This window comes from Nocardioides sp., assembly GCF_041393715.1.
GTDB lineage: Bacteria > Actinomycetota > Actinomycetes > Propionibacteriales > Nocardioidaceae > Nocardioides.
Genome location: NZ_JAWKJQ010000010.1, coordinates 116,296 through 137,090 on the forward strand (window position 1 = coordinate 116,296; position 20,795 = coordinate 137,090).

General features: G+C 70.7%; 19 protein-coding genes. 2 read left to right on the forward strand and 17 right to left on the reverse strand.

Annotated elements, in window-relative coordinates:
- Positions 1-6: 6 nt before the first annotated feature.
- The 16 genes from R2740_RS15770 to R2740_RS15845 all read right to left on the reverse strand — a co-directional run bounded on the left by R2740_RS15770 (position 7) and on the right by R2740_RS15845 (position 17,388).
- Positions 7-1,026 carry a polyprenyl synthetase family protein gene (locus R2740_RS15770; protein WP_371303644.1) on the reverse strand — a complete coding sequence of 340 codons (1,020 nt, stop codon included), beginning with the start codon at positions 1,024-1,026 and terminating at the stop codon, positions 7-9.
- Entirely contained in the window at positions 1,023-2,615 is a 1,593-nt protein-coding gene (gene nuoN / locus R2740_RS15775; RefSeq protein ID WP_371303645.1) for an NADH-quinone oxidoreductase subunit NuoN, read from the reverse strand. Before nuoN ends, R2740_RS15770 begins: the two co-directional genes overlap by 4 nt.
- Positions 2,612-4,153 (reverse strand): NADH-quinone oxidoreductase subunit M, encoded by a 1,542-nt coding sequence (locus R2740_RS15780; RefSeq protein WP_371303646.1) that lies wholly within the window; start codon positions 4,151-4,153, stop codon positions 2,612-2,614. The genes nuoN and R2740_RS15780 overlap by 4 nt, the downstream gene beginning before the upstream one ends.
- Positions 4,150-6,018, reverse strand: coding sequence for an NADH-quinone oxidoreductase subunit L (gene nuoL, locus R2740_RS15785; protein ID WP_371303662.1), 1,869 nt, complete (start codon positions 6,016-6,018; stop codon positions 4,150-4,152). The genes R2740_RS15780 and nuoL overlap by 4 nt, the downstream gene beginning before the upstream one ends.
- A gap of 109 nt (positions 6,019-6,127) precedes the next feature.
- Positions 6,128-6,427: an NADH-quinone oxidoreductase subunit NuoK gene (nuoK, locus tag R2740_RS15790; RefSeq protein WP_371303647.1), complete on the reverse strand. Its 300-nt coding sequence runs from the start codon at positions 6,425-6,427 to the stop codon at positions 6,128-6,130.
- On the reverse strand, positions 6,424-7,191 hold the full coding sequence (locus tag R2740_RS15795) for an NADH-quinone oxidoreductase subunit J (RefSeq protein ID WP_371303648.1): 768 nt from the start codon (positions 7,189-7,191) through the stop codon (positions 6,424-6,426). Before R2740_RS15795 ends, nuoK begins: the two co-directional genes overlap by 4 nt.
- Entirely contained in the window at positions 7,188-7,748 is a 561-nt protein-coding gene (nuoI, locus tag R2740_RS15800) for an NADH-quinone oxidoreductase subunit NuoI (RefSeq protein WP_371303649.1), read from the reverse strand. Before nuoI ends, R2740_RS15795 begins: the two co-directional genes overlap by 4 nt.
- Positions 7,748-9,079 carry an NADH-quinone oxidoreductase subunit NuoH gene (nuoH, locus tag R2740_RS15805; protein WP_371303663.1) on the reverse strand — a complete coding sequence of 444 codons (1,332 nt, stop codon included), beginning with the start codon at positions 9,077-9,079 and terminating at the stop codon, positions 7,748-7,750. Before nuoH ends, nuoI begins: the two co-directional genes overlap by 1 nt.
- A gap of 38 nt (positions 9,080-9,117) precedes the next feature.
- Positions 9,118-11,538 carry an NADH-quinone oxidoreductase subunit G gene (locus R2740_RS15810; RefSeq protein ID WP_371303650.1) on the reverse strand — a complete coding sequence of 807 codons (2,421 nt, stop codon included), beginning with the start codon at positions 11,536-11,538 and terminating at the stop codon, positions 9,118-9,120.
- Positions 11,535-12,869, reverse strand: coding sequence for an NADH-quinone oxidoreductase subunit NuoF (gene nuoF, locus R2740_RS15815; RefSeq protein WP_371303651.1), 1,335 nt, complete (start codon positions 12,867-12,869; stop codon positions 11,535-11,537). The genes R2740_RS15810 and nuoF overlap by 4 nt, the downstream gene beginning before the upstream one ends.
- A complete protein-coding gene (nuoE, locus tag R2740_RS15820; protein ID WP_371303652.1) occupies positions 12,866-13,531 on the reverse strand; it encodes an NADH-quinone oxidoreductase subunit NuoE in 666 nt (221 codons plus the stop codon). Before nuoE ends, nuoF begins: the two co-directional genes overlap by 4 nt.
- Complete coding sequence (locus R2740_RS15825; RefSeq protein WP_371303653.1) at positions 13,528-14,877, reverse strand: NADH-quinone oxidoreductase subunit D; 1,350 nt, start codon at positions 14,875-14,877, stop codon at positions 13,528-13,530. Before R2740_RS15825 ends, nuoE begins: the two co-directional genes overlap by 4 nt.
- Positions 14,877-15,608, reverse strand: a complete 732-nt coding sequence (locus tag R2740_RS15830) for an NADH-quinone oxidoreductase subunit C (protein WP_371303654.1) — start codon at positions 15,606-15,608, stop codon at positions 14,877-14,879. The genes R2740_RS15825 and R2740_RS15830 overlap by 1 nt, the downstream gene beginning before the upstream one ends.
- Complete coding sequence (locus R2740_RS15835; RefSeq protein WP_371303655.1) at positions 15,605-16,159, reverse strand: NADH-quinone oxidoreductase subunit B family protein; 555 nt, start codon at positions 16,157-16,159, stop codon at positions 15,605-15,607. Before R2740_RS15835 ends, R2740_RS15830 begins: the two co-directional genes overlap by 4 nt.
- Before the next feature lie 19 nt (positions 16,160-16,178).
- Complete coding sequence (locus R2740_RS15840; protein WP_371303656.1) at positions 16,179-16,538, reverse strand: NADH-quinone oxidoreductase subunit A; 360 nt, start codon at positions 16,536-16,538, stop codon at positions 16,179-16,181.
- A 160-nt stretch (positions 16,539-16,698) separates the two neighbouring features.
- Positions 16,699-17,388 carry a demethylmenaquinone methyltransferase gene (locus tag R2740_RS15845; protein ID WP_371303657.1) on the reverse strand — a complete coding sequence of 230 codons (690 nt, stop codon included), beginning with the start codon at positions 17,386-17,388 and terminating at the stop codon, positions 16,699-16,701.
- Positions 17,389-17,598: 210 nt separating this feature from the next.
- Between R2740_RS15845 and R2740_RS15850 the strand changes: the two genes are divergently transcribed.
- Both R2740_RS15850 and R2740_RS15855 read left to right on the forward strand, forming a co-directional pair.
- Positions 17,599-18,714 (forward strand): peptidoglycan-binding protein, encoded by a 1,116-nt coding sequence (locus tag R2740_RS15850; protein WP_371303658.1) that lies wholly within the window; start codon positions 17,599-17,601, stop codon positions 18,712-18,714.
- 102 nt (positions 18,715-18,816) lie between these two features.
- Positions 18,817-20,070: an isochorismate synthase MenF gene (locus R2740_RS15855; RefSeq protein ID WP_371303664.1), complete on the forward strand. Its 1,254-nt coding sequence runs from the start codon at positions 18,817-18,819 to the stop codon at positions 20,068-20,070.
- 61 nt (positions 20,071-20,131) lie between these two features.
- On the opposite strand, the gene R2740_RS15860 is transcribed toward R2740_RS15855, so the two are convergent.
- Positions 20,132-20,795 (reverse strand): hypothetical protein (locus tag R2740_RS15860; protein WP_371303659.1); only part of this gene is annotated, 664 nt, incomplete at its 5' end.

A 20,795-nucleotide genomic window follows, 5' to 3' on the forward strand; every position in this document is an offset into this window, starting at 1 on the left:
TTGTGGCTACGCCGACCGCACGGCGATCACGTCGGCGAAGGCCTCGAGGGCGTCGCGGACGGAGCCCTCGGGGAGCGCGGTGAGGAGCTCCTTGGCCCGACGGGCCTGGTCGATGACGTAGGCGCGCGCCTGATCCATCGCCGGGTGCGCGCGGAGCAGGGTGAGGGTCTCGTCGAGCAGCGCGTCGTCGGTCAGGTCGGCGTCGAGCAGCTCCAGCAGCCGCGCATCGGCGGGGTCGGTCGAGGCCCGCGCCATCAGCACCGGCAGCGTCGGGACGCCCTCCTTCAGGTCGGTGCCGGGCGTCTTGCCCGACTCGTCCGACTCCGACGCGACGTCGAGGATGTCATCGGAGAGCTGGAAGGCGGAGCCCACGATCTCGCCGTACGACGTCAGGGCGCGCTGCACGTCGGCCGACGCGCCGCCGAAGATCGCGCCGTAGCGGGCGGAGGTGGCGATGAGCGAGCCGGTCTTGCCGGCGACGACGTCGAGATAGTGCCGCAACGGGTCCTGGTCGGGCCCGGGCTTCAGCGTCTCCAGGATCTGGCCCTCGACCAGCGCCGTGAAGGTCTCGGCCTGGATCCGCACCGCGGCCGCGCCGAGCTCGGCGGTCAGCTCCGACGACTTCGAGAACAGGAAGTCGCCGGTCAGGATCGCGACATGGTTGTCCCAGCGGGCGTTGGCGGAGTCGGCCCCCCGACGCAGCAGCGCCTCGTCCATCACGTCGTCGTGGTAGAGCGAGGCCAGGTGGGTGAGCTCGACGACACACGCGGCGGTCACCACCTCGTCGCTGTCGGGGTTGTCGCCGCACTCGGCGGCGAGCAGCACCAGCAGCGGCCGGACCCGCTTCCCGCCGGCAGCGAGCAGGTGGGAGGCCGCCTCGGTGACGAACGGGGCGCGGCTGACCACGTGGCCGGCCAGCTCCTCCTCGACCCGGTCGAGCCGGGCCTGCAGTCGGGTGGCGAGCGCGTCGTCCAGGACCGGCAGCGCCAGCCCCGGACTTCCGGTCACCCCCGCGTCGGTGCTCACCTGATGAAGGCTCCTGCGGTGCCGGCCAGGTCCATCACCGGGCCGGGCAGCACGCCCAGCAGCACCGTCGCCACGACGGCGACGGCGATCGCGGCCGCGGTGAGGACCGACGGGTCGGCCACCGCCGGCGCGTCGCTGTCGCGCTCGGAGAAGTACATCAGCCAGATCACGCGGACGTAGAAGAACGCCGCGACGATGCTGCTCAGGATGGCCACCGCCACGACCGGCCAGGCGCCCGCCGACAGGGCCACCTCGAACACGGCCCACTTCCCGACGAACCCGGAGGTGAGCGGGATGCCGGCCATCGCCAGCAGGAAGAACGCGAAGATGCCGGCGACCAGCGGCGACTCCTTGCCGAGCCCGGCCCACCGGGACAGCAGGGTCGCCTCGCCGGTCGTGTCGCGCACCAGCGAGACGACCGCGAACGCGCCGAGCGTCGCGAAGCCATAGGTCGTGAGGTAGAACAGCACCGCCTGCAGCGAGGTGACCTGGCCGTCGGCGAGCTCCGCGGCACTCTGCACGCCCAGGACGCCGGTCAGCAGGAAGCCGGTGTGCGCCACCGAGGAGTAGGCCAGCATCCGCTTGACGTCGCTCTGGGCGATCGCCAGCACGACGCCCACGAGCATGCTCAGGATGGCGATGATCCACAGCATCGGCTGCCAGCTCCAGCGGTCGGAGCCGAAGGCGACGTAGAACAGCCGGAGCAGCGCGCCGAAGGCCGCCACCTTGGTGGCCGCGGACATGAACGCCGTCACCGGCGTGGGAGCGCCCTGGTAGACGTCGGGCGTCCACGACTGGAACGGCACCGCGCCGACCTTGAAGAGCAGCCCGACGGCCAGCAGGCCGAGCCCGAGTGCGAGCAGCAGCTGGTTGCCGGCGTCGTTGCGGACGGCCTCGTTGATCTCGGCGAACTGCATCGAGCCGGCGAAGCCGTAGACCAGGGCCACGCCGTACAGGAAGAAGCCGGAGGAGAAGGCGCCGAGCAGGAAGTACTTCATCGCCGCCTCCTGCGAGAGGAGCCGACGGCGTCGGGCCAGGCCGCACATCAGGTAGAGCGGCAGCGACAGCACCTCGAGGGCGACGAACAGCGTCAGCAGGTCGTTGGCCGCGGCGAAGAGCATCATGCCGCCGACCGCGAACAGCAGCAGCGGGTAGACCTCGGTGTGCTCGAGCCCGCGGGTCGACGCCTCGCGCTCCGCATCGGTGCCGGGCAGCGCGCTGGCCTGCCCGGCGAACGCCGACACCCCGCCCTCGAGCTGCCGCTCGGCGAACAGCATCGCCCCGGCGATGGCGAGGATCAGCAGCAGGCCCCACAGGAAGACCGCCGGCCCGTCGACGGCGATGGTCTGCTCGGCCGTGAGCGACCCGTGGGCCACGCCGTCACCGAGGTCCTTCAGGTTTCTTCCGACCAGCACGGTGCCGATCAGCGCCGCGACCAGACCGCCGATCGTCAGCGTCACCTGGGCGGTGTAGCGGTAGACGCGGGGCAGGAACGCCTCGACCAGGAGGCCGAGGCAGGCCACGCCGAACACCACCAGCAGCGGCCACAGCTGGTCGTACTCGATCGTGGGGGTGGTGAAGTCGTTCACTCCTGGCCTCCCTCGGCGGCGTGGCCGGCTTCGCTCGTCGAGACCGCGGGGGCGTCATCGGTCACGCCCACATGCGTCAGCGTCTGCTCGACGTAGGGGTTGATCACGTTGAGCAACGGCATGGGATAGAACCCGAACACCAGCAGGCCGACGAGCAGCGGCGTCACGACGCTCGCCTCCCGCCGACCCAGGTCGGCCATCCCCTCGACCGCCACCGGGGTGGGACCGGTCATCGTCCGTTGGTACATCCACAGCATGTAGATCGCGGCGAGCACGATCGCCGTCACCGCCACGGCGCCGGCCCACCAGGCATGCTGGAAGGCCGAGATGAGGACCAGCAGCTCGGACACGAACGGCGCCAGGCCGGGCAGCCCGGCACCGGCCAGGCCGGCGATCAGGAAGACACCGGCCAGGATCGGCGTGATCTTCTCGATGCCGCGCATCTCGCTGATCAGCGAGGTGCCGCTGCGGCGGATCAGGAAGCCCGCCACCAGGAACAGCAACGCGGTGCCGATGCCGTGGTTGACCATGTAGAGGATCGCGCCCGCGCCACCCTGGCTGCTGAAGACGAAGATGCCCAGCACGATGAAGCCGAAGTGGGACAGCGAGGTCAGACCGATCAGCCGCAGCACGTCGTCCTGCCCGATCGCGACCAGTGCGCCGTAGACGATCGAGATCAGTGCGAGCACCACGACCACCGGCGTCGCCCACTGCGAGGCCTCCGGGAACAGACCGAGGCAGAACCGCAGCATGCCGAAGGTGCCGATCTTGTCGAGGACGCAGACCAGCAGCACGCTGGTGCCGGTGGTCGCCTTCTCGGTGGTGTCGGCCAGCCAGGTGTGCACCGGGAACATCGGCGCCTTGATCGCGAAGGCGATGAAGAAGCCGAGGAACAGCCAGCGCTGCGTGGTCGGGTCGATGTCGAGGGCGGTGAGCTCCTTGAGGAGGTACGTCGGCGTGCCGGCGTCGGCGGAGACGACGTAGAGGCCGATGACCGAGGCCAGCATCACCAGACCGCCGGCGAGCTGGTAGACGAGGAACTTGACGGCCGCGCGGCTGCGGCCGGGCCGGCCGAAGCCACCGATCAGGAAGTAGGCCGGGATCAGGGTAGCCTCGAAGACGACGTAGAAGAGGAACACGTCGGTCGCGGTGAAGACCGCGATCGAGAGCGCCTCCAGGGCCAGCACCCAGGCGACGAAGGAGGTGGTGCTGCCCTCGTCGGCGTCGCGCCACGACGCGACCAGCACCAGTGGCACCAGCACCGCCGTGAGCAGGACCATCAGCAGGCCGAGGCCGTCGACACCGAGCGCGTAGTGGACGCCCAGCGGCTTGACCCACGCGTGCTGCTCCTCGAGCTGCATGCCGCCGCCGAGGGTGTACTGCGACGCCGCGCCGAGCGCCAGCGCCAGGGTGGCCAGGGAGATGCCGACGCCGGTCTGCTTGACCAGGTCGCGAGAGGTCCGGGGCAGCAGCGCCACGACCACGGCGCCGACCAGCGGCACCAGGATCAGCAGCGAGAGCCAGGGGAACCCGTTCATGCGAGCGTCACCGCCATCAGGGACAGGGCGACGAGCAGGACGCCACCGAGGATCGTGAGGGCATAGGAGCGGACGAAGCCGTTCTGCAGCCGGCGCAGCCTCGACCCGGCTCCGCCGACGGCCAGCGCGCCACCCTCGACCGCGCCGTCGACGAGGCCGTCGTCGATGGCGGTGAGCGCCTGGACCGTGGCCGCACCGGGCCCGACCACCAGGGTGTCGTTGATGGCGTCACCGTAGAGGTCGGCGCGCGCGGCCCGGGTCACGAACGAGACGTCCTGGGGAGCCTCGCGCGGCACCTCGCGGCGTTCGACCGTCATCCAGGCGATCCCGACGCCGACCGCCACCACGAGCAGGGTGAGCGCCATCAGGGCGGCGACGCTGATCGGGAGCTCCTCGTGGCCCGGCGTGCCGACCACCGGACCGAGCCAGTCGCCGATCCAGCTGAACATCAACAGGCCGCCGACCAGGGACAGCGCTCCGAGCACCATCAGCGGCACCGTCATCACCAGCGGCGACTCGTGCGGGTGCACGCCCTCCTCCCACCGGGGCTTGGTGAAGAAGGTCATCAGCACCACGCGGGTCATGTAGAACGCGGTGATGCCGGCACCGATCAGGGCAGCCAGTCCGACCCAGACGTTGTGCCCGAACGCCGCCTCGATGATCTTGTCCTTGGAGAAGTAGCCGGCCGTGCCCGGGAACCCGATGATCGCGAGGTAGCCGAACAGGAACGTCCAGAACGTGAAGCGCATCTCGTTGCGCAGCCCGCCGTAGTGCCGCATGTCGACGTCGTCGTCCATGCCGTGCATCACCGAGCCGGCGCCGAGGAACATGTTGGCCTTGAAGAAGCCGTGGGTCAGCAGGTGGAAGATGGCGAAGGCGTAGCCCGCGACACCGAGCCCGGCCGCGAGCATCATGTAGCCGATCTGGCTCATCGTGGAGCCGGCCAGCGCCTTCTTGATGTCGTCCTTCGCGCAACCGATGACGGCGCCCCACAGCAGCGTGACCGCGCCGACGATGACGACCGCGGTCTGGGCCGCGGGCGCCAGCTCGAAGATGAAGTTGGAGCGGACCACGAGGTAGACGCCGGCGGTGACCATCGTCGCCGCGTGGATCAGCGCCGACACCGGCGTCGGGCCCTCCATCGCGTCGAGCAGCCAGGCCTGCAGCGGCACCTGGGCCGACTTGCCGCACGCCGCGAGCAGGAGCAGCAGCCCGATCGCGTTGAGCCGTGCGTCGGAGGCCTCGCCGGAGACCGCGGAGATGGCGGCGAACGCGGTGGTGCCGAAGGTCGCGAACATCAGCGCGATCGCCAGGCTCAGCCCGATGTCACCCACCCGGTTGATGACGAAGGCCTTCTTGGCGGCAGCGGCCGCCGACGGCTTGTGCTGCCAGAAGCCGATGAGGAGGTACGACGCCAGGCCGACGCCCTCCCAGCCGAGGAACACGCCGACGTAGTTGCCGGCGAGCACGAGGATCAGCATCGCGGCGACGAACAGGTTGAGGTAGCCGAAGAACCGGCGCCGACGGGGATCGTGCTCCATGTAGCCCACGGAGTAGATGTGGATCAGCGACCCGACTCCGGTGATCAGCAGCAGGAACAGTGCGGAGAGCTGGTCGTAGAGCAGGTCCATGCCGACGTTGAGCCGGCCGGCCTCGAACCAGGTGAAGAGGTGCTGGCCGACCTGACGCTGCGACTCGTCGCGGCCGAGCAGACCCACGAACATCGCCAGGCTGACCGCAAACGAGCCAAGCACCGTCGCGACGCCGAGCAGGTGGCCCCACCGGGACACCGCCTTGTCGAACAGCGCTCCGCCGAGCAGCAGCACCACGGCGCCGGCCGCCGGCAGCGCGATCACCAGCCACATCAGGCTGAACACGCCGGAGGCGGCGCCGGGGTCGATCACCGGCACCTCGTGGGCGCCTTCGGTGGCGACCCCCCAGAGATTCGCTGCAGTGAGTGTCACGTCGCGTCCTTCAGTACTTCAGCAGGCTGGCGTCGTCGACCGAGGCCGAGCGGCGGGTCCGGAAGATGGTCATGATGATCGCGAGGCCGACGACCACCTCGGCGGCCGCGACCACCATCACGAAGAAGGCGGCGACCTGTCCGTCGAGGTTGCCCTGCTGCTTCGCGAAGGTCACCAGCGCGAGGTTGCTGGCGTTGAGCATCAGCTCGACGCACATGAAGACCACGATCGCGTTGCGCCGCGTCAGCACGCCGACGGCCCCGATGCTGAACAGGATCGCCGAGAGCACGAGATAGGCGGTGAGGTTCATGCCTGCTCCCCTTCCTCGCCGTGCAGCTGGGCCTCGATCTCGTCGACGTGGTGGGCCTCGGCCGGTGCGGATCGCACCGTGCCGCGCGCCGCGAGCACCCGCGAGACCGAGGACTCCGCCGGGCTTCCGTCGGGCAGCAGCGCCGGGGTGTCGACCGCGTTGTGGCGGGCGAAGACGCCCGGGGGTGGCAGCGGCCCGAGGTGCTTGCCCGACTCGGCGTAGTCGCGCATCCGCTGCCGGGCCTGGTCGGCCTGGGTGGCCTTGGGGGTCAGCCGCTCGCGGTGGGCCAGCACCATCGCCCCGACCGCCGCGGTGATCAGCAGCGCCGAGGTGACCTCGAAGGCGAACACGTAGTGGGAGAAGACCACGTTGGCCAGGCCCTGGACGTTGCCGTCGCTGTTGGCGGCCTCGAGGCCGGTGGCCGCACCCAGGGAGACCTGGGTGAGGCCGGTGATCAGCAGCACCGCCAGCAGCGTGCCGCCCACGAACGCGAGCACCCGCTGCCCCTTGATCGTCTCGACGACCGAGTCGGAGGCGTCGACGCCGACCAGCATCAGCACGAACAGGAACAGCATCAGGATCGCGCCGGTGTAGACGATGATCTGCACCGCGAAGAGGAAGGGCGCCTCGAGGACGGCGTAGAGGATGGCCAGGCTGATCATCACGACCGCCAGCAGCAGCGCCGCGTGGACGGCCTTGCGGACGAAGAGGATGCCCAGTGCGGCCACCACCATGATCGGCGCGAGGATCCAGAAGGCGGTCATCGGTCGGCCCCCTCGTCGGCGGCAGAACCGGCGCCCGAGAACGTGCCGCGGTAGTAGTCGCCCTCGTCGTCGCCGAGCAGCATCGCGTGCGGCGGCTGCTCCATGCCCGGCAGCAGCGGCGCCAGCAGGTCGTGCTTCTCGTAGATCAGGTCGGCGCGGTTGTCGTCGGCCAGCTCGTACTCGTTGGTCATCGTCAGGGCGCGCGTCGGGCAGGCCTCGATGCACAGGCCACACAGGATGCAGCGCAGGTAGTTGATCTGGTAGACGCGGCCGTAGCGCTCCCCCGGGCTGAACCGCTCGTCGTCGGTGTTGGAGGCGCCCTCGACGTAGATCGCGTCGGCCGGGCAGGCCCAGGCACACAGCTCGCAGCCGACGCACTTCTCGAGCCCGTCAGGCCACCGGTTGAGCTGGTGGCGTCCGTGGAACCGAGGTGCCGTCGGGACCTTCTCGAAGGGGTACTGCTCGGTGACGACCTTCCTGAACATCGTCCGGAAGGTCACTCCGAAGCCCGCGACGGGGTCCCAGAACTGCTCCTTCAGCGACGGTGACTCACTCATCAGCTCTCCTCACCGGAGGTCGCAGTGGACGGGGTGGTGGCCAGATCCGGCTCCGGTCCGAAGGTCAGCGGGGCGGCCGCACCGCGGACCGGGCCGCCGGCGGGCATCGGTGGCACCGGGAAGCCGCCGCTGAACGCGTCGGCGTCGGCCTCGGCGTCCGCCTCGGTCGCCTCGTCGCGACCACCGCGGTCGGCCAACAGGCCGACGCCGAGGAACAGCACCATCGCCCCCGCGATCGCAAACAGCATGGTCCGGGTGTCGAAGCCGCCGTTGTTCTTGACCAGCTTGATGGTCGCCACCGCGAGGATCCACACCAGCGAGATCGGGATCAGCCGCTTCCAGCCGAAGTGCATGAACTGGTCGTAGCGCAGCCGGGGCAGCGTCCCGCGCAGCCAGATGAAGATGAAGACGAAGAAGAAGACCTTGCCGAAGAACCACAGCAGCGGCCAGTAGCCCTCGTCAGCGCCGGGCCACACGTTGATGATCGGCCACGGCGCGTGCCAACCGCCCAGGAACAGCGTGGTCGCGACCGCGGAGACCGTGGCCATGTTGATGTACTCGGCGAGGAAGAACAGCGCGAACTTCAGGCTGGAGTACTCGGTGTGGAACCCGCCGACCAGCTCGCCCTCCGCCTCGGGGAGGTCGAACGGCGCGCGGTTGGTCTCACCGACCATCGCGATCATGTAGATGATGAACGACGGTGCGAGCATCAGGCCGAACCAGAAGTAGCCGTCGGCGTTCTGCTGGGCGACGATCTGCGAGGTCGACATCGACCCGGAGTAGAGGAAGACCGCCACCAGCGCCAGGCCCATGGCGACCTCGTAGGAGATCATCTGCGCGCTGGACCGCAGCCCGCCGAGCAGGGAGTACGTCGACCCGGACGACCAGCCGCCGAGCACGATGCCGTAGATGCCGATCGAGGCGATCGCCATCACGAACAGCACCGCGACCGGCATGTCGGTCAGCTGCAGCGGCGTGGTGATGTCGGTGAACGGGATGGTGACCTCGGGACCGAAGGGGATCACCGAGAACGTCACGAACGCCGGCACCACCGACAGCACCGGCGCCAGCACGAAGACCACCTTGTCGGCGGCCTTGGGGATGAAGTCCTCCTTGAGGGCCAGCTTGACGCCGTCGGCGAGCGACTGCAGCAGGCCGAAGGGGCCGTTGACGTTGGGGCCGATGCGGTGCTGCATCCGGGCCACCACCCGACGCTCGAGCCAGATGTTGAACAGCGTGAGCAGCACCAGCACGAAGAAGATCAGCACCGTCTTGAGGATGATCACCCAGACGTTGTCCTGGCCGAACGCCGACAGGTCGGCGGCCTCCAGCGGCAGCAGGCCTCCGACGGCCGAGATCGACAGTCCGCTCACTGACCCGCTCCCTTCACCGTGACCCGGCTCCCTGGGGAGGCCAGGTCGGCGAGCACGCCGTCGCCCACCGAGTTGGCCGGCACCCACACCACGCCGTCGACCATGTCGTCGGCGACCTCGACCGGCAGCGTCATCGAGCCGCGGTCGCCGGTGATGGTGACCCGGTCACCGAGGTCGGCGGCGGTGGCCGCGCTGAGCCTGGCCACCGCCGGCCGCGCAGTGGCGCGGAGGTGCTCCTCACCGTCCTGCAGCGAACCGAGGTCGACCATCTGCTTCCAGGTCGACAGCGCGAGCGAGTCCTTGGCGGCCTTCACGGCCGCGTCGGCCGGGGCGGCGCTCGCCCGCTCACCGTCCCAGGGTCCGAGCTGCTCCCACTCGGCGCGCACCTCGGCGACGGTGCGGAAGCCGAGCGGGATGTCGAGCTCCTCCGCGATGCCGGCGAGCACGCGCAGGTCGGGAAGCGAGGTCGGGTTGTGCCCGAAGACCTCGTCGAAGGGCCGCAGCCGGCCCTCCCAGGTCACGAACGTGCCCGCCTTGTCGGTGACCGGGGCGACGGGGAAGACCACGTCGGCGGCCCGGGTCACGTCGGTCTCGCGGAGCTCCAGGGCGACCACGAAGCCTGCCTCCGCGACGGCCGCGCGGAACGCCGCGGGGTCGGCCGTGTCGTCGGGGTCGACGCCACCCACGACCAGCCCACCGAGGCGGCCCTCGGCGGCGGCAGCCACGATCGCGTCGGCGTCGCGACCCTCGCTCGCGGGCAGCTGGTCGACGCCCCAGGCGGTCGCCACATCGACCCGGGCAGCAGCGTCAGCGACCGGGCGGCCACCGGGCAGCAGCGTCGGCAGGCAGCCGGTCTCGACAGCACCCCGGTCGCCGGCGCGGCGGGGCACCCAGGCCAGCGCCGCTCCGGTCCGGGCGGCCAGGTCGGCCGCGGCGGTGAGCGCTCCGGGCGAGGTGGCGAGCCGCTCGCCCACCAGGATCACGCTGCTGGAGTCGAGCGGGACGTCGGCCGGCAGGCCGGCCAGGGTCTCGGCCTCGGCGCCGGGGGCGGTGGCCAGCAGCCGGCCGGCCATCTTGGTCAGCCCGCGCGAGGAGTACGGCGCCACGCTGAGCACCTGGGTGCCGGACTTCGACGCCTTGCGCAGCCGCAGGAAGATCGTGCCGGCCTCGTCCTCGGGCTCCAGGCCGACCAGCAGCACCGACGACGCGGCCTCGAGCGCGGCGTAGGTGACGCCGGTGGCCAGGGCGACGTGGCGACCCAGGAACCCGGTCTCCTCCGCCGAGAGCGGGCGGGCGCGGAAGTCGATGTCGTTGGTGCCGAGGGCCACCCGGGCGAACTTGCCGTAGGCGTAGGCGTCCTCGGCCGTGAGCCGGCCACCGGGGAGCACCCCGACCTGCCCGGCGCCCGCCAGGCCGCGAGCGGCCACCGCGAAGGCCTCCGGCCACGAGGCCGGTCGCAGCTCGCCGTCCTCGTCGCGGACCCGCGGGTAGGTCAGCCGGTCGTCGAGGCGGGCATAGGTGAACGCGAAGCGGTCCTTGTCGGTGATCCACTCCTCGTTGACCTCGGGGTCGTTGCCGGAGAGGCGACGCATCACCTTGCCGCGCCGGTGGTCGACGCGGATCGCGGCGCCGCAGGCGTCGTGCTCGGCCACCGAGGGGGTCGAGACCAGGTCGAAGGGGCGGGACCGGAAGCGGTAGTCGGCGGAGGTGAGGGCACCGACCGGGCAGATCTGGATCGCGTTGCCCGAGAAGTAGCTCTCGTAGGGCTGCTTCTCGTAGATGCCGACCTGCTGCAGGGCACCGCGCTCGATGAGCGCGATGAAGGGGTCGCCGGAGATCTGCTCGGAGAAGCGGGTGCACCGGGCGCAGAGCACGCAGCGCTCGCGGTCGAGCAGCACCTGGGCGGAGATGTTGATCGGCTTCGGGTAGGTGCGCTTGACGCCACCGCTGGCGGAGAAGCGGGACTCACCCGGCCCGTTGGACATCGCCTGGTTCTGCAGCGGGCACTCGCCGCCCTTGTCGCAGACCGGGCAGTCCAGCGGGTGGTTGATGAGGAGGTACTCCATCACGCCCTGCTGCGCCTTGTCGGCACCCTCGGAGGTGACCTGCGTCCTGACCTCCATGCCCTCGGAGGCGACCAGGGTGCAGGACGCCTGCGGCTTCATCCGCCCGGGCGGGCCCTGCATCTGCCGCATCGAGCCGTCCGGCCCCGGCAGGGCCACCTCGACCAGGCACTGCCGGCAGGCGCCCACGGGTGAGAGCAGCGGGTGGTCGCAGAACCGCGGGATCTGGATGCCGACCTGCTCCGCGGCCCGGATCACCAGGGTGCCCTTGGGCACGCTCACGCTGATGCCGTCGATGGTGAGCGTGACCAGATCCGTCTTCTGGGGGTCGGTCTTCTCGGGGGCTTGGGTCATGCCGTGGCTCCGCCCATGGTCGAGGTGCCCGTCGTCGAGGTGGCGAACAGCGTCGAGGCGGCCGGGTCGAACGGGCAGCCGCCCTGCTCGAGGTGCGCCAGGAACTCGTCGCGGAAGTACTGGATCGAGGACGTGATCGGGCTGGTCGCCCCGTCGCCGAGCGCGCAGAACGAACGGCCGAGGATGTTGTCACACTGGTCGAGGAGCGTGTCGAGGTCCTCGGGGGTGCCGTCGCCCTTCTCCAGCCGGGCCAGCGTCTGGACCAGCCACCAGGTGCCCTCGCGGCACGGCGTGCACTTGCCACACGACTCGTGCTTGTAGAACTCCGTCCACCGCAGCACCGCACGGACCACGCAGGTGGTCTCGTCGAAGATCTGGATGGCGCGGGTGCCGAGCATCGAGCCGGCCGCGCCGACGGCCTCGAAGTCGAGCGGCATGTCCCAGTGCTCGTCGGTCAGCAGCGGCGTCGAGGAGCCGCCCGGGGTCCAGAACTTGAGCTCGTGGCCGTCGCGGATGCCGCCGGCCAGGTCGACCAGCTCGCGCAGGGTGATGCCCAGCGGCGCCTCGAACTGACCGGGGTTGGTGACGTGGCCGGACAGCGAGAAGATGCCGTGGCCCTTGGACCGCTCGGTGCCCATCGAGGAGAACCACGCGGCGCCGTGGCCGATGATGCCCGGCACGGAGGCGATGGACTCGACGTTGTTGATCACGGTCGGGCTGGCGTAGAGCCCGGCGACGGCGGGGAACGGCGGTCGCAGCCGCGGCTGCCCGCGGCGTCCCTCGAGCCCCTCGAGCAGCGCGGTCTCCTCGCCGCAGATGTAGGCGCCGGCGCCCGCGTGGACCACGACGTCGAGGTCGTAGCCCGAGCCGTGGATGTTCTCACCGAGGTGACCGGCGGCGTAGGCCTCGCGCACCGCCGCCTGCACCCGGCGGATGACGTGGAGGACCTCACCGCGGATGTAGATGAACGCCTTGTTGGCGCGGATCGCGAAGCTGCTGATGATCACGCCCTCCACCAGCGTGTGCGGGGTGGCCATCATCAGCGGGATGTCCTTGCAGGTCCCGGGCTCGGACTCGTCGGCGTTGACGACGAGATACTTCGGGTTGGGGTTGTCCTGCGGGATGAAGCCCCACTTCATGCCGGTCGGGAAGCCGGCGCCGCCCCGCCCGCGCAGGCCGGACTCCTTGACGGCACCGATGATGTCGTCGGGCGCCATGCCCAGCGCCTTCTTCAGCGCGGAGTAGCCACCACGGCGTTCGTACGCCGCGAGCGTCCAGGCGCGCTCGTCGGCCCAGTCGGCGGTGAGGACCGGGGTCAGGGTGTCGGTCACGCGTCTCCCTCCTCGGCGGCCGCGGCGGTGGCCGGGGCCTTCCAGCCTCGCTCCTCGGCGATCCGCAGCCCCAGCAGCGACGCCGGGCCCGCGGCCGGACCCTCGTCGGCCAGCCCGTCGTCGAAGCCGGCGAGCACCCGCTCGGCCTCCCGCCAGGTGCAGATCCGCGGGCCTCGGGTGGAGTGCACCTCCACACCCTCGCGCAGGTCCTCGACCAGCTGCACCGCGGACTCGGGGGTCTGGTTGTCCATGAACTCCCAGTTGACCATCACCACCGGCGCGTAGTCGCAGGCCGCGTTGCACTCGAGGTGCTCGAGGGTGATCTTGCCGTCCTCGGTGGTCTCGTCGTTGCCGATGTCGAGGTGCTCCTTGAGCCGCTCGAAGATCACGTCGCCACCCATCACCGCGCACAGCGTGTTGGTGCAGACGCCGACGTGGTAGTCGCCGACCGCCCGGCGCTTGTACATGGTGTAGAACGTCGCGACCCCGCTCACCTCGGCGGCGCTGAGCTCGAGGATCTCGGCGCACGCTTCGATCCCCTCGGGGGTGACCCGACCCTCGGCGGACTGCACCAGGTGGAGCATCGGCAGCAGCCCCGAGCGGGGCTGCGGGTAGCGAGCGGCGATCTGCTTCAGCTCGTCGTAGGTCGTGGGGTCGATCACCTGTCAACTCCTCCCATCACCGGGTCGATCGAGGCGATCGCGACGATCACGTCGGCCACCATCCCACCCTCGGACATCACGCTGGTGCCCTGGAGGTTGGTGAACGACGGGTCGCGGAAGTGCACGCGGTAGGGGCGGGTGCCACCGTCGGAGACGACGTGGGCACCCAGCTCGCCGCGCGGGCCCTCGATCGGCACGTAGGCCTGGCCGGCGGGCACCCGGAAGCCCTCGGTCACCAGCTTGAAGTGGTGGATCAGCGCCTCCATCGACTCACCCATGATGTGGCGGATGTGGTCGAGCGAGTTGCCCATGCCGTCGGAACCGATCGCCAGCTGGCTGGGCCAGGCGATCTTCTTGTCGGCGACCATCACCGGCGCGCCCTCGAGGTCGGCCAGCCGGTCGGCGGCCTGCTCGACGATGCGCAGCGACTCCCACATCTCGTTGAGCCGCACCCGGAACCGGCCGTAGGAGTCGGCGGTGTCCCAGGTCTGGACGTCGAAGTCGTAGTCCTCGTAGCCGCAGTAGGGCTGCGTCTTGCGGAGGTCCCACGGGTAGCCGGTGCTGCGCAGCACCGGACCGGTGATGCCCAGGGCCAGGCAGCCGGCGAGGTCGAGGTGGCCGACGTCGACCAGGCGTGCCTTGAAGATCGGGTTGGCGTTGCACAGCGCGGCGTACTCGGGGAGCCGCTTCTTCATCAGTGCGATGAAGTCGCGGATGTCGTCGAGGGCGCCGGGCGGGAGGTCCTGGGCGACGCCGCCGGGGCGGACGAACGCGTGGTTCATCCGCAGGCCGGTGATCAGCTCGAACAGGTCGAGCACGAGCTCGCGCTCGCGGAAGCCGATGGTCATCACCGTGAGCGCGCCGATCTCCATGCCGCCGGTCGCGATGGCGACCAGGTGGGAGGAGATCCGGTTGAGCTCCATCAGCAGGACCCGCATCACCTGGGCCTTCTCGGGGACCTCGTCCTCGATGCCGAGCAGCCGCTCGACGCCGAGCACATAGGTCGTCTCGTTGAAGAACGGCGCGAGGTAGTCCATGCGGGTGCAGAACGTGACGCCCTGCGTCCAGGAGCGGAACTCCATGTTCTTCTCGATGCCGGTGTGCAGGTAGCCGATGCCGGCCCGGGCCTCCGTCACCGTCTCGCCCTCGAGCTCCAGGATCAGCCGGAGGACGCCGTGGGTCGAGGGGTGCTGCGGGCCCATGTTGACGACGATGCGCTCCTCGGGCTCCTCGGAGATCCCGGCGGCGATGGAGTCCCAGTCCTGGCCGGAGACGGTGAAGACCCGGCCCTCGCTGGCCTCGCCGGAGCCGGCGTAGAGGTCCTCGGTGTAGGTGTCCTCGGTCATCAGTTGTACGACCTCCGCTCGTCGGGCGGCGGGACCGTGCCGCCCTTGTACTCGACCGGGATGCCGCCGAGTGGGTAGTCCTTGCGCTGCGGGTGACCCGGCCAGTCGTCGGGCATCAGGATCCGGGTCAGCGCCGGGTGGCCGTCGAACACGATGCCGAACATGTCGAACGTCTCGCGCTCGTGCCAGTCGTTGGTGGGGTAGATGCTCACCAGCGACGGCAGGTGCGGGTCGCTGTCGGGGCAGCTGACCTCGAGCCGGACCCGCCGGTTGTGGGTCATCGAGAGCAGGTGGTAGACCGCGTGCAGCTCGCGGCCGGCGTCGTCGGGGTAGTGCACCGCGCTGACCCCCGAGCAGAGCTCGAAGCGCAGCCGCTCGTCGTCGCGCATCATCTGCGCCACGAACGGCAGGTCCTCGCGGCGCACGTGGATGGTCAGCTCCCCGCGATGGATCACCACCCGCTCGACGGCCTGCTCGAGGTCGGTGGCCGACAGTCGGTCCTCGAGGGCGTCGGCCACGTCGTCGAACCAGCCGCCGTAGGGCCGCTGGGCGGCACCGGGGAGGACGATGGGGGCGACCAGGCCGCCGTATCCGGAGGTGTCGCCTGAGCCCTTGACGCCGAACATGCCGGTGCGGGCTCCGACCGCCCGCTCGACCTCGGCGTCGGCCGCCACCACGTCGGTGGAGGGGTCCTGGGTCTCGCCTCCGGAGGGGGGCTTCTCGTCACTCACCGCAGCATCCCCTTCATCTCCGAGGTGGGGAGCGCCTTCAGGGCCTCGGTCTCGAGCTGCTCGATCTCGCGGGCACGGTTGACGCCGAGCTTGGTGTGCTGGACCTGGTCGTGGAGCTTGAGGATCGCGTCGATCAGCATCTCCGGCCGCGGCGGGCAGCCGGGGAGGTACATGTCGACGGGCACCACGTGGTCGACGCCCTGGACGATCGCGTAGTTGTTGAACATGCCACCCGAGCTGGCGCACACACCCATCGCGAGCACCCACTTGGGGTCGGGCATCTGGTCGTAGATCTGGCGCAGCACCGGCGCCATCTTCTGGCTGACCCGACCGGCCACGATCATCAGGTCGGCCTGCCGCGGGCTCGCACGGAAGACCTCCATGCCGAAGCGGGCCAGGTCGTACTTCGGCCCGCCGGTCGTCATCATCTCGATCGCGCAGCAGGCCAGGCCGAACGTGGCGGGCCAGAACGACGCCTTGCGCATGTAGCCGGCAACGCCCTCGACGGTCGTCAGGAGTACGCCGCTCGGGAGCTTCTCCTCAACACCCATGTGGTGGTGCGCCCTTCCTTCAGTCCCAGTCCAGGCCGCCGCGGCGCCATACGTAGACGTAGGCGACGAACACGGTGGCGATGAAGACGACCATCTCGACCAGACCGAAGACGCCGAGCTTGTCGAACTGCACGGCCCACGGGATCAGGAAGATGGTCTCGATGTCGAAGACGATGAACATCATGGCGGTGATGTAGTACTTCACGGGGAACCGGCCACCGCCCAGCGGCTGCGGGGTCGGCTCGATGCCGCACTCGTAGGAGTCGACCTTGGCCCGGTTGTAGCGCTTCGGGCCGACGATGGCGCTCATGATCACGGAGAAGACCGCGAACCCGGCTGCCAGGAGGATCAACGCCAGGACCGGCGTGTAGAGCTCCATCCCTGTCCTTCCCACCTGTCGGCGTCACACCCCCGTGCTTGACCCAGGTCCATGTGACTTTGTGAAGACCTTCACGAAGTCAACCGGGCCAGTCTAGGGGCCTCGCGTGCCATCCTGCATCCCGGACCTCCGGCGGCTCAAGTCGCCCCCCTGATCGTGGTCATGCGGTGGCCCGGTGGAGGGCCACGATGCCGCCGGAGAGGTTGCGCCACTGAGGCCGCTGCCAGCCGGCCGCACCGATCATGGCGGCCAGCGCGGCCTGGTCGGGCCAGGCCCGGATGGACTCCGCGAGGTAGACGTAGGCGTCCGGCGAGGAGGACACCGCGCGGGCGATCGCCGGCAGCGCCTTCATGAGGTACTCGAGGTAGACGGTGCGGAACGCCGCGTTGGTCGGTGCGCTGAACTCGCAGACCACCAGCCGCCCACCCGGTCTGGTCACCCGCCGCAGCTCGCGCAGCCCGGCCGCCGGGTCGACGATGTTGCGCAGCCCGAAGGAGATGGTGACCGCGTCGAAGGTGCCGTCGGCGAACGGGAGCCGGGTGCCGTCACCGGCGGTGAAGGGCAGCTGGGGTCGCGCCTGCTTGCCGACCTGGAGCATCCCGAGCGAGAAGTCGCACGGCACCACGACCGCGCCGCGCTCGGCGAACGGCAGGCTCGAGGTGCCGGTGCCGGCAGCGAGGTCGAGCACCCGCTCCCCCGGCTGCGGGTCCACCGCGGACAGCACGTCGCGGCGCCACCGGCGGTCCTGGCCCAGCGACAGCACGTCGTTGGTCAGGTCATAGCGACGCGCCACCGCGTCGAACATCCGACGCACGTCGGTCGGCTGCTTGTCGAGGTCTGCCCGGGCCACGGCCGAAGACTACGGGCGCCGCCGAGACGGCTCCAAGGCGGCGCCACCCGCCGCGCCGTCCGGACGGTTCCTCGTCGAGACCGGACCGTGACCCACGCGAGGCAACGAAATCCGAGGGATTCGCGTCCCTTCCCATGACACTGGCTGAGGCGACGCCTCTTCCCCGGCGACCGGGGATGCGGGAGCGCCCCGGCCCGGGAGGGGGAGATCATGAGAGCACTGCGCGCGACCGCGCTGGTCCTGCTGGCCCTGACCGTCGCCGCCCTGGGCGTCGCCGGCGGCCTGGCGCTGCGCAAGGCCGACCAGGGGAGCCTGTGGGCGGTCGACGCCGGACCCCACGGCGGCGCCACGTCGACCCCCTCGGCGGAGCCGAGCGTTGAGCCCTCGACCACGCCCACGCCGAGCGCCTCCCCCAGCCCGACCACGCCGCCGGAGTCGGCGTACGTGCTGGAGCCGGGGGACTCCGGGCTGCGGGTGCGGGCGCTGCAGCAGCGCCTGTTCCAGCTCGCCTGGCTGCCCGAGACCGTCACCGGGCGGTACGACGACGCGACCAGGGCCGCGGTCGCGGGGTTCCAGGGCAAGCGCGGGTTCAAGCGGACCGGTCGGGTCGACCAGCGCACCTGGCGGCGGCTCGTGGCGATGACCGACACCCCGACGCACGACCAGATGTTCAACGTGCTGCGCCCGGGGCCGGCGCTGCTCGCGGCCGGCGACTCGGGCGACGGCGTCCGTGACGCGCAGGCCCGGCTGAAGCAGATCGCGTGGCTGTACGGCGCGGTCACGGGCAGCTACGACGACGCGACAGTCACGGCGGTGCGAGGCTTCCAGGCCAAGCGCGGGATCCCCGTGACCGGCGAGATCGACCAGCGCACCCTCGACCGGCTGACCGCGATGACGACCACGCCGACCTACGAGGAGAAGAACAACATCGAGCCCGAGCCGGGCGCGCTCGACGCGCGGTGCCGCACCGGCCGGGTGCTCTGCATCGACAAGACCTCGCGCACGCTGCGCTGGGTCGTCGACGGCAAGGTGCTGCAGACGCTGGACGCCCGGTTCGGCTCCACGGTCAACGACACCCCGACGCGCGAGGGCGTCTTCCACGTCTATCTCAAGGACGCCGACCACGTGTCGAAGCTCTATGGCTCCTCGATGCCCTACTCGATGTTCTTCTCCGGCGGCCAGGCGGTGCACTACTCCTCGGACTTCGCGTCGGTGGGCTACTACGGCGCCTCGCACGGATGCGTCAACATCCGCGACTACGGCGGCATCCAGTGGCTGTTCTCCCAGGTGCGCGTCGGCGACACCGTGGTCGTCTACTGGTCCTGAGACGGGGGGTGGCGGCGCGGAATCACCGCCCCTGGGAGGCCGCGAGTAGTCTGGCCCCTCGTGACGACCAGTGAGGGCGGGCCTTCCGTCGACGGCCGGCCGCTGCCGGGCATCGCCGGCGCCGCGCCCGTCGTCGTCCGGTCCACGCGGCTCGACGCCCTCGGCGACGCCGACCTGCTCGACCTGCTGCCGACCGACCGTCCGGTGTGCTGGCTGCGCCGCGGCGACGGCCTGGTCGGCTGGGGGCGGGCCGCCGAGGTGCACACCTCGGGACCCACCCGCTTCGCCGACGCCGACAAGTGGTGGGCCGAGACGACGGCACGCGCCGTGGTGCGCGACGAGGTCGGTGAGCCGGGCAGCGGGCTGGTGGCCTTCGGGTCGTTCGCCTTCGGCGACGATCCGGGCGACTCGGTGCTGGTCGTCCCCGAGGTCGTGGTCGGCCGACGTGGCGAGACCACCTGGGTGACCACCATCGGCTCCGGTCCCGGTCCGGCCCCGCGGCTGAGCGTCGCGGAGCCGCCCGAGGCGCCGCGCGAGGTCGTCTTCGCCGACGGCGCGCTCAACGGCGAGCAGTGGATGTCGGTCGTCGCCGACGCGGTCGCGCGGATCAACGCCGGCGAGCTGGAGAAGGTCGTGCTGGCGCGCGACCTGCTGGCCACGGCGGCCGCACCGGTCGACGTACGCTGGCCGCTGGAGCGGCTGGCCGCCGACTACCCCTCGTGCTGGACGTTCCACGTCGACGGCATGGTCGGCGCGACGCCGGAGATGCTGCTCCGCCGCGAGCGCGGGCTGCTCACCTCGCGGGTGCTCGCCGGCACCATCCGCCGCACGGGCGACGACGCCCACGACCTCGCCCTCGCCGCGACGCTGGCCCGCTCGTCGAAGGACCTCGAGGAGCACGAGTACGCCGTCCGCTCGGTCGCCGACGCGCTGGAGCCGCACTGCTCCTCCATGAACGTGCCGGAGGCGCCGTTCGTGCTCCACCTGCCCAACGTGATGCACCTGGCCACCGACGTGGCCGGCGTGGTCCACGACGCCGAGACGGTGTCGTCGCTGGAGCTGGCGGCCGCGCTACACCCCTCCGCCGCGGTGGGTGGCACTCCCACCGCTGTCGCGACCGGGCTGATCGCGGAGCTCGAGGGCATGGACCGGGCCCGCTACGCCGGTCCGGTCGGCTGGATCGACGCCACCGGCGACGGCGAGTGGGGCATCGCGCTGCGCTCGGCCGCCGTGTCGGGCGCGACGGTGCGGCTGTTCGCCGGCTGCGGCATCGTCGGCGACTCCGACCCCGAGGCGGAGCTGGCCGAGGCGCAGGCGAAGTTCGTGCCGGTCCGCGACGCCCTGTCGGGGGGATAGTCCGCTACGTTCGGCACCACCTGGCGGGGCGCAACCGGTGCTTTTCGTAGCGGACTATCGCTCACGTGCAGACGGTGATGGCGCCGGGGGGCTTGACCACCTCGAACTTGCCACCGTCGATGGGGTGCTTGCGGAGCTGGTCGAGCACACCGGACCAGCGGGGGTCGGCGGTGCCGGTGACGTACATCGAGGAGCCCTGGTCGGCGTACATCAGGCCGTAGCGCTTCATCGCGACCACGACCGCCTTGGCGGCGCCGCTGTAGGGCTTGGTGGAGAACGACTTCTTCAGCCGGAAGCGCAGGCCGTACGCCGGGTAGGCCGAGCCGCGGGTGGTGCCGCAGTGGCGGGCCGGCTTGGTGAAGGCGTTGCGGGCGACCGGGAGCGTGAACCGCAGCGCGTGGGTGATCTGGCCCGACGACGCCTCGTCGTAGTCGAGCAGCCCGGGCAGGATCGGCAGGCCCGCCGCGTCGGCCGAGGTCCAGTACTTCGGCCGCAGGGCGTTGGAGGACAGGTCCCAGCGCGCGGCGGCCGCGGCGCGCCAGGCGACCACGTTGCCATCGCCGTCCTTGACCCGCTTGGCCTTGTAGAGCTCGACCAGCTGGCAGCTGCCGCGCTGCACGGTGATCACGTGGCGGTCGCCGGAGGGCGGGTTGGGCCGGCTCTTCTTCCACCCCTCGATCCGCGCGTTCTTGGGGATCGGGACCGGGCCTTTGTCGCTCTCGCTC

What these genes read in the sequence shown, in the direction of transcription:
- R2740_RS15780 (WP_371303646.1), bottom strand. Translation starts at nt 4,153, where the DNA reads ATGAACGGGTTCCCCTGGCTCTCGCTGCTGATCCTGGTGCCGCTGGTC.
- nuoL (WP_371303662.1), bottom strand. Translation starts at nt 6,018, where the DNA reads ATGTGGCTGGTGATCGCGCTGCCGGCGGCCGGCGCCGTGGTGCTGCTG.
- nuoK (WP_371303647.1), bottom strand. Translation starts at nt 6,427, where the DNA reads ATGAACCTCACCGCCTATCTCGTGCTCTCGGCGATCCTGTTCAGCATC.
- R2740_RS15795 (WP_371303648.1), bottom strand. Translation starts at nt 7,191, where the DNA reads ATGACCGCCTTCTGGATCCTCGCGCCGATCATGGTGGTGGCCGCACTG.
- nuoI (WP_371303649.1), bottom strand. Translation starts at nt 7,748, where the DNA reads ATGAGTGAGTCACCGTCGCTGAAGGAGCAGTTCTGGGACCCCGTCGCG.
- R2740_RS15810 (WP_371303650.1), bottom strand. Translation starts at nt 11,538, where the DNA reads ATGACCCAAGCCCCCGAGAAGACCGACCCCCAGAAGACGGATCTGGTC.
- R2740_RS15825 (WP_371303653.1), bottom strand. Translation starts at nt 14,877, where the DNA reads ATGACCGAGGACACCTACACCGAGGACCTCTACGCCGGCTCCGGCGAG.
- R2740_RS15835 (WP_371303655.1), bottom strand. Translation starts at nt 16,159, where the DNA reads ATGGGTGTTGAGGAGAAGCTCCCGAGCGGCGTACTCCTGACGACCGTC.
- R2740_RS15840 (WP_371303656.1), bottom strand. Translation starts at nt 16,538, where the DNA reads ATGGAGCTCTACACGCCGGTCCTGGCGTTGATCCTCCTGGCAGCCGGG.
- R2740_RS15850 (WP_371303658.1), top strand. Translation starts at nt 17,599, where the DNA reads ATGAGAGCACTGCGCGCGACCGCGCTGGTCCTGCTGGCCCTGACCGTC.